Annotated in this window: 8 protein-coding genes; 5 read left to right on the forward strand and 3 right to left on the reverse strand. The window is 63.2% G+C overall.

Annotation, left to right across the window (positions count from 1 at the left end):
* Positions 1 to 150 precede the first annotated feature (150 nt).
* A complete protein-coding gene (locus AC16XC_RS06130; protein ID WP_484033762.1) occupies positions 151 to 648 on the forward strand; it encodes a GNAT family N-acetyltransferase in 498 nt (165 codons plus the stop codon).
* A 39-nt stretch (positions 649 to 687) separates the two neighbouring features.
* Here AC16XC_RS06130 and parE read toward each other — a convergent pair whose 3' ends face one another.
* Together parE and AC16XC_RS06140 are read right to left on the reverse strand one after the other, a co-directional pair.
* Positions 688 to 2,679 (reverse strand): DNA topoisomerase IV subunit B, encoded by a 1,992-nt coding sequence (gene parE / locus AC16XC_RS06135; protein ID WP_484033763.1) that lies wholly within the window; start codon positions 2,677 to 2,679, stop codon positions 688 to 690.
* 56 nt (positions 2,680 to 2,735) lie between these two features.
* On the reverse strand, positions 2,736 to 3,914 hold the full coding sequence (locus AC16XC_RS06140) for a penicillin-binding protein activator (protein WP_484033764.1): 1,179 nt from the start codon (positions 3,912 to 3,914) through the stop codon (positions 2,736 to 2,738).
* A gap of 9 nt (positions 3,915 to 3,923) precedes the next feature.
* Here AC16XC_RS06140 and rsmI point away from each other — a divergent pair, with 9 nt between their 5' ends.
* The 4 genes from rsmI to AC16XC_RS06160 are packed head-to-tail and all read left to right on the forward strand — an operon-like array spanning position 3,924 to position 6,697.
* Positions 3,924 to 4,769 carry a 16S rRNA (cytidine(1402)-2'-O)-methyltransferase gene (gene rsmI / locus AC16XC_RS06145; protein WP_484033765.1) on the forward strand — a complete coding sequence of 282 codons (846 nt, stop codon included), beginning with the start codon at positions 3,924 to 3,926 and terminating at the stop codon, positions 4,767 to 4,769.
* Positions 4,766 to 5,116, forward strand: coding sequence for a YraN family protein (locus tag AC16XC_RS06150; protein ID WP_484033766.1), 351 nt, complete (start codon positions 4,766 to 4,768; stop codon positions 5,114 to 5,116). Before rsmI ends, AC16XC_RS06150 begins: the two co-directional genes overlap by 4 nt.
* A 9-nt stretch (positions 5,117 to 5,125) precedes the next feature.
* Positions 5,126 to 6,082 (forward strand): glutathione synthase, encoded by a 957-nt coding sequence (gene gshB, locus AC16XC_RS06155; protein WP_484033767.1) that lies wholly within the window; start codon positions 5,126 to 5,128, stop codon positions 6,080 to 6,082.
* A gap of 15 nt (positions 6,083 to 6,097) precedes the next feature.
* A complete protein-coding gene (locus AC16XC_RS06160; protein WP_484033768.1) occupies positions 6,098 to 6,697 on the forward strand; it encodes a DedA family protein in 600 nt (199 codons plus the stop codon).
* Here the strand turns inward: AC16XC_RS06160 and AC16XC_RS06165 are convergent.
* Positions 6,694 to 7,956: c-type cytochrome (locus AC16XC_RS06165; protein WP_484033769.1), on the reverse strand; the 1,263-nt coding region annotated here is incomplete at its 5' end. The two genes, AC16XC_RS06160 and AC16XC_RS06165, sit on opposite strands and share 4 nt — an antisense overlap.

Genomic DNA, 7,956 nt, shown 5'->3' on the forward strand with positions numbered 1-7,956 from the left:
GAACGGCTTCAAGGTAACCCGGGTTGTGCCGACCGCATCGGCGGTCAGCGTGGTGGAGGCGGTGAGGGCATAAGTACTTCGGAGGTGAATGCCGGATAGCCTGCTATCGGCCCAATTGCGGACGTTCCAGAGCCGGACGGCGGTGCCAAATTGCTGCCAAAATATTGGGCAAATGACCTCGCCATGACCACCATCCGGCACGCGAAATTTCCAGAGGATATGGCTTCAGTGCTGAGCATCTGGCAGGAGTTTATCGCACATTCTCCAGTGAATCTCGATTATCAGGGAAACGACGCGGAGTTCGCGAATTTGCCAGGCATATATGCGGCGCCCAAAGGATGCGTACTGCTTGCGGATCGGAACGGAGAAATCGAGGGATGTATAGCACTCCGGGAAGTTAGCGCAGACATTTGCGAAATGAAGCGACTATACGTTAGGCCTCACGCGCGTGGCAGGAATTTGGGCCGCCTGCTTGCCGAGCAATTGATCGCCGAGGCTCGTAAGTTCGGATATGCCGAAATGAGGCTCGACGTGCAGGAAAAGTCGGTCTCCGCCCGCAGGTTGTATGACGCCTTGGGGTTCGTCACGGCAGAGCCGATCTCGTTTAATCCGGTTCCCGGCGCATCATTTCTCGGCCGTCGCCTTTAGTTAATCCGCTAGCGCGGTGCTGATCCCAGCTTAGACGAATTAAGCATCGATCAAATCCCGATCAAACTCCCCGGCGTTGTTCTGGATGAAATTGAAGCGATGTTCGGGATTGCGGCCCATCAGCTGGTCGACCAGTTCCTTCACCGCATAGCGTTGCTCGTGCTCGGTCGGCAGGGTGATGCGGATGAGGTTGCGCCTGGCCGGGTCCATCGTGGTTTCGCGCAGCTGGCCGGGGTTCATCTCGCCGAGGCCCTTGAAGCGAGAGATTTCGACCTTCTTGCCCTTGAACAGCGTCTCTTCCAATTCGCGCCGATGCGCCTCGTCGCGGGCATAGGCGCTCTCCTTGTTGGCGGTCAGGCGATAGAGCGGGGGCTGGGCGAGGAACAAATGCCCCTTGCGCACAAGGTCGGGCATTTCCTGGAAGAAGAACGTCATCAACAAGGTGGCAATATGCGCACCATCGACATCGGCATCGGTCATGATGATCACGCGGTCGTATCTGAGGTTTTCGGCGTCACAATCCTTGCGAGTCCCGCAGCCGAGCGCGAGCACCAGGTCGGCGATCTCCTGGTTGGCGCGGATCTTGTCGGTGGTGGCGGACGCGACATTGAGGATCTTGCCGCGGATCGGGAGGATCGCCTGGGTCTTGCGGTCGCGCGCCTGCTTGGCGCTGCCGCCGGCCGAATCGCCTTCGACGATGAAGATTTCGGTCTCGCCGTCGCCTTCGCCCGAGCAATCGGTGAGTTTGCCCGGCAGGCGCAGCTTCCGCGCATTGGTGGCGGTCTTGCGCTTGATCTCGCGTTCGGCCTTGCGCCGTAGGCGCTCGTCCATCCGCTCCATGACCTGGCCGAGCAGCGCCTTGCCGCGCTCCATATTGTCGGTCAGGAAATGGTCGAAATGGTCGCGGATGGCGTTCTCGACCAGCCGCGCGGCCTCGGGCGAGGTGAGCCGGTCCTTGGTCTGGCTCTGGAACTGCGGATCGCGGATGAAGACCGAGACCATCACTTCGCTGCCTGAGACGATATCGTCGGCGGAAATGTCCCTGGCCTTCTTTTGACCGACCAGCTCGCCGAAGGCGCGGATACCCTTGGTCAGCGCCGCGCGCAGGCCCTGTTCATGTGTTCCCCCGTCGGGCGTCGGCACGGTGTTGCAATACCAGCTGTAGGCGCCGTCGGAATAAAGCGGCCAGGCGACTGCCCATTCGACCCGGCCCATTTGCTCGCCCGCCTCATTGGCCGGGAAATCCTGCCGCCCGGTGAAGAACTGCGCGGTGACGCATTCGCGTGTCCCGACCTGTTCGGCGAGGTGGTCGGCCAGCCCGCCGGGAAACTGAAAAACGGCTTCCTGCGGCACGTCTTCGCTGGCGAGCGAAGGCGCGCATTTCCAGCGGATCTCCACCCCGGCGAAGAGATAGGCCTTCGAGCGCGCCAGTTTGAACAGGCGTTGTGGCTTGAACTTCTGGTCGCCGAAAATCTCGGGATCCGGCGTGAAGCTGACGGTGGTCCCGCGGCGGTTGGGCGTGGGTCCGAGCTTCTGCAGCGGCCCCTGGGTGATGCCGCGCGAAAACTCCTGCGCGAACAGCTGCCTGTCGCGCGCGACTTCGACCCGTGTGTGACTTGAAAGCGCATTGACCACGCTCACGCCGACCCCGTGCAACCCGCCGGAGGTCGCATAGGCCTTGCCCGAGAATTTCCCGCCCGAATGGAGCTTCGACATGATCACTTCGAGCGACGACATGCCCGGGAATTTCGGATGTTCGTCGACCGGCATCCCGCGGCCATTGTCGCTGATGGTCAGGCGGTTGCCTTCTTCCAGCGCAACCTCGATCCGGTTGGCGTGGCCGGCAACGGCCTCGTCCATCGCATTGTCGAGCACTTCGGCGGCAAGGTGGTGCAGCGCCCGCTCGTCGGTGCCCCCGATATACATGCCGGGGCGCCGGCGAACGGGTTCGAGCCCTTCGAGTACTTCGATCGAGGAAGCGTCATAGATGCCGCCGGACTGGGGTCCGCCATCGAAAAGGTCGTCTGCCATGGATCGGCTATAAGGCGCGGAATCGTGCCGCTACAAGTTGTGGGCCGGAATTATCTTCAGTCGGCGAAACTGGCCGGAGCGGCATCGACGATATCGATACTGCCATTGCCGACCCGGCGGACCTCCATCGCGCGTTCGACGACACCGTCCCGCCGGAACCGAAAAGGTCCGTCGAGGCCGATGAAACCGCCTGAATCGCGGACCCGCGCGACCGGGAAATTGTCGCCAGGCTGCCAGTTCTGGGCGATGCGCAAGGTCAGCAGGACTGCGTCGTAGCCCAGCGTCGCGATCCGGTGCGGATTGCTTCCGAAGCGCGAACGATAGCTGTTGGAGAACTGGGCAAAGCGGGAGTCGGAAACCGACGCGAACAGGGCGCCGCGCAAGGCAGCGCTGGCCGGGACGCTGGCCTCACCGCTCCACAACTCGGTGCCCAGCAGCAGGGGCGACAGCGCGCCGGAAGGCCGCACCGCGCCGGCCGCCTGGATCGCAAGGCGCGGTCCTTCAGCGATAAGCAGCGTATCAAAGCCCCCGCGTTCGCGCAGGCGTTGGGCGGCGCTCACGATCGATGTATTGCCACGATCATAGGTTTCACGGGCGACAATCGTGCCGCGATTGCCCGTCACCGCGTAATTGAAGGCATATTCGGCCCGCTCGCCATATTCGCCATTGGGCACCAGGATCGCAAACCGGCTTGAACCAAGCGTTGTCGCATAGTTGACGGTGCGGGTGATCGACTGGTCGGGACTCACCCCCATCACGAAGACGTCGTCATTGGCGACCGAACTGTCGTTCGAAAAGCTGATCAGGGGAACCCTGGCCGTTCGCGCCTGCGACACGACCGCCGCGACGTTTCCGCCCAGCAGGGGGCCGAGAATCAGCTTGTTTCCATCGGCGATCGCCTGGGCCGCGGCGGCGCCAGCGCCGGACGCGGTGTCATAGGTGGTGATTCTCAGATTCTCGGCGTTGGTGTCGAGCAGCGCCATGGTGGTGGCATTGGCGATCGCCTGACCCACCTCCGCGTTGGTGCCGGAGAGCGGCACCAGCAGGGCGATGCGGTGGCGGTCCGGGTCGGTGGGCAGGGTCGATGTGGAAGGAGTCGGGGTCGGCGTCGGGATGGTTTCGACGCGCGGCGTGGCCTGGCACGCGGCGACGATCATCGTCAGGCCGATCGCGAGCGCCTTGCGCCTGGAAATCCTGCCACCCAGCATCTTGCCGCTCCCCTCAATCCTGTTCACAACGCGTCCATGTCGGAAACGCCTCTTGAACAGCGCCTGACTCCGGGCCTGTATATTGTCGCCACGCCGATTGGCAATCTCGGCGACATCACTTTGCGCGCTGTCGAGATCCTGCGGCGCGCGGATGCGATAGCCTGTGAGGATAGCAGGGTGACCGGAAAGCTGCTCGCCCATTTCGGCATCCGCAAACCCCTGTGGCGTTACACCGATCATAGCGGCGCAGCGGTGCGCGCGAAGCTGGTCGAGGCGATGCGCAGCCAGGCGGTCGCCCTGGTAAGCGACGCGGGAACGCCGCTGATTTCCGATCCCGGCTATCGCCTGGTGCAGGATGCGAAGGCGGCGGGGATTGCGATCACCAGCATTCCCGGGCCCAGTGCGGCAATCGTCGCGCTGACGCTTTCGGGCCTGCCGAGCGACCGCTTCCTGTTTGCCGGGTTCCTGCCGCACAAGGACAAGGCGCGACGGGACATTCTGGCGGAACTGTCGCATGTCCCGGCAACGCTGGTGTTTTACGAGACCGGGCCGAGGCTGGCGAAATCGCTTGAGGCCATCGCGGAAATCCTGCCCGGCCGGTCGGTGTCGGTCGCGCGAGAACTGACCAAGCTGCACGAGGAATGCCGGACCGGAACGCCGCAAGCACTGATCGGGCACTACTCGGCGCACCCGCCAAAGGGTGAAATCGTCCTTTTGGTTGGCCCTCCGGCGGAGCTGGCGGGCGAGTTCGATGCCGACACCCTGCTGCTTGAGGCGCTCGAAAGCCTCAGCCCTTCGCAGGCGGCGGGCAAGGTCGCGAATGCAACCGGATTGGACCGCAAGACGCTTTACGCCCGCGCCCTGGCGCTGAAGTCGCAATGAGCCGGGCCGAACGCGAAAGGCTGGGGCGGATTGCCGAGATTCGCGCGGCGCTATGGCTCAATCTTCATTTCTGGTGGGTGCTCGATCGCAGGGTCAAGACGCCGCTTGGCGAAATCGACCTTGTTGCCCGGCGTGGCCGGACGGTCGCCTTCATCGAAGTGAAATACCGCCGGACCGCCAAGGATCTCGATACCGCGATCGACGAATACCGGCTGAAGCGGGTCGCGGCGGCGGTAGAGGCCGTTGGACACCGCTACCTGCGCGCCAGGGATAATCCGCGGATCGACGTGCTCCTGCTTGCGCCGGGCCACTTCCCGCGCCACATCGTCAATGCCTGGCAGCCCTAGGGGAGAGATATGGCCTTGCGCGTCGCGGTCCAGATGGACCCACTCGAAAGCATCAACATCGCGGGGGATTCCTCCTTTGCGCTGATGATGGCCGCGCAGGCGCGGGGGTACGAACTGTTCCATTACGATGTCGGTTCGCTGACACTCGGCGAAGATGACCATCTGTTTGCGCATGCCAGCCCGGTGACGGTGCGGGCCGTCGCAGGCGACTATTTCAGCAAGGGCGAGGCTCGGCGGCTCGACCTTGGCCGGGATGTGGATGTGGTACTGATGCGGCAGGATCCGCCCTTTCACATGGGATACATCACTGCCACCCATCTGCTCGAGCGGATCGAGCACGAAACGCTGGTGGTCAACAATCCGGCGAGCGTGCGCAATGCCCCGGAAAAGGTCTTCGTTCTCGATTTCCGGAAATTCATGCCGCCGACCTTGGTAACACGCAGCGTTCCGGAGATACGTGAGTTCCAGAAGAAACACGGAGCCGTGGTGGTGAAGCCGATCCACGGCAATGGCGGCAAGGCGATCTTTCGCGTGCCCGAGAACGGCGAGAATCTCTCGGCGCTGGTCGAAGTGTTCAATCAGACCTGGCCCGAACCGCATATGGTCCAGCCGTTCCTGCCCGAGGTGGCCGAAGGCGACAAGCGCATCGTGCTGGTCGATGGCGTGGTCGCTGGAGCCATCAATCGCAGGCCGGCCAAGGGCGAATTCCGCTCCAACCTCGTCCAGGGCGGCTCGGCCGAAGCCACGACACTCACGCCGCGCGAGGAAGAGATCTGCGCCGCGCTCGGGCCGAGGCTCAAGGAGCTGGGGCTGATCTTCGTCGGGATCGATGTGATCGGCGGCAAGTACCTGACCGAGATAAACGTCACCTCGCCGACCGGGATCGTCGTGATGGACGCCTTCAACGGCACCGATACGGCAGGTGCAATCTGGGATGCGATCGAAGCGAGACTCCCGGCGCGTTGACGCGTTGATCATCCAATGGTCGAATTCATTATCTGGATGATCGAACAGGGCGGCTATTGGGGCATTGCCGCGTTGATGGTGCTCGAAAACCTGTTTCCGCCGATCCCGTCGGAACTTATCATGGGGCTGGGCGGGGTTGCCGTGGCCAGGGGCACGCTCGAATTCTGGCCGCTGATGCTGGCCGGAACGCTGGGCAGCACTGCCGGCAATTACGCCTGGTTCCTGGCGGGCGACAAATGGGGCTACCAGCGATTGCAGCCGCTGGTCGATCGCTGGGGCCGTTGGTTGACAGTCGATTGGGATGATATCGAACGCGCCAGCGCCTTCTTCCGCCGCCATGGCCAATGGGTGGTGTTCGGCCTGCGCTTTTCGCCATTATTGCGGACGATAATTTCGCTTCCGGCAGGTCTCGCCCATATGAGCCACTGGAAATTCCTCGCCTATACGTTCTCCGGGGCGGCGATCTGGAACCTGCTGCTGGTCAAGGGCGGCGAATGGCTGGCGGGCTATTTCGAGCAGGCGCAATGGCTGCTCAACGCGTTGGTGATCGGCGGAATCATCGTGGGACTGGGCATCTATGGCTGGCGGGTCCTAACCTGGAAGCCGCGCAGCTAATCCTCGATCGCGATAGCGCGCAGCCCGGCAAGATCGGCGGGAAGCTCATCACCCGGCCCGAACCCGTTCGCTTCGAGCAGGTAGGCGATGAGTGCGCGATATTGTTCTTCGCTCAAGGCCCCACCCGCTCCAGGCGGCATTGTCAGGCTGACCAGCGAATAGAGGTCGGCGAGATTCTTGCCGCGCCAATTGGTCATGAAAGCGGCACCGGCAACCGGCGGCGATCCGGGTGCGGGGTTGAAATCCACGCCATGGCAGGCCGCGCATTGCGCCGAGTAGAACGCCTTGCCCGCGGCGGCCTGTGCGAGTGAATAGACGCCCTGGCCGGCCTTGCGGGTCGGCCCGGCTACATCCTGCTGGTTGGGATCGGCCGCATTGAAGTTCTCGCGCTCGATCGGCTCGACATAGGGTCCCGGATGGCCGATGCCGGCTTCGGGCAGGGCAAAGACGAACAGCGTGTTCTGCGTCCCGTGGACCAACTCGGGCGTATAGACGTCATTGAGCCAGCGCCCGGTCGACACCGCGACATATTGGTGGCCGTCCACTGCGAAGGTCGCGGGGTAGCCGGTGACCGACGAGCCGAGATTGATCTGCCACAAGACCTTGCCGCTGACCTGGTCGAGCGCGCGGAACCAGCCATCGGCGTCGCCTGCGAACACCAGCCCGCCGCCGGTGGCGATCAGCGATTGCGCCCCGGCGCGGGTCGGGAATGTCCAGTTTGTCTTGCCGGTCACGGCATTCACCGCATGGATCACGCCGAGTAGCTTTTCGGCGGATTCGGGAATGAATTGCCGTCCGGCAATGCTGTAGCCGGGAGTAGCGTCATTGGCCGGCTCCACCGCCGAGAGGTTCACGCAGGTATTGAGCAATGGCATGTAAAGCGAGCGGGTGAGGGGGCTATAGGCGCCCGCCATGTAGTTCGCGCCGCCCGAAGCCGAGGGGCAAACCAGCTTCGAGACACCGAACTGGTCGAAAGTTGTTTCCGGGTTCACGGTCACGGCGCCGCTCGCCCCGTCGATATTCGCAACGACGTTCTGGAACACGGTCGGCCGCGCCCACAGGAATTCGCCGGTTTCCCGGTCGAGCGTGTAGACGATTCCGGTCTTGCCCGGAATGCCGGTCAGCACCTTGTAGGTTCTTGTCCGGGCGATATCGGGGTTGATCCAACTGCCCTCGCTCGGGTCGGGAGCCTGCTGGAGGTCCGCGAGGATGCGCGGGAAGGGATGGTCGAGATCCCAGTGATCGACGATGTGCTGGTA

The organism is Candidatus Andeanibacterium sp., from assembly GCF_057143545.1.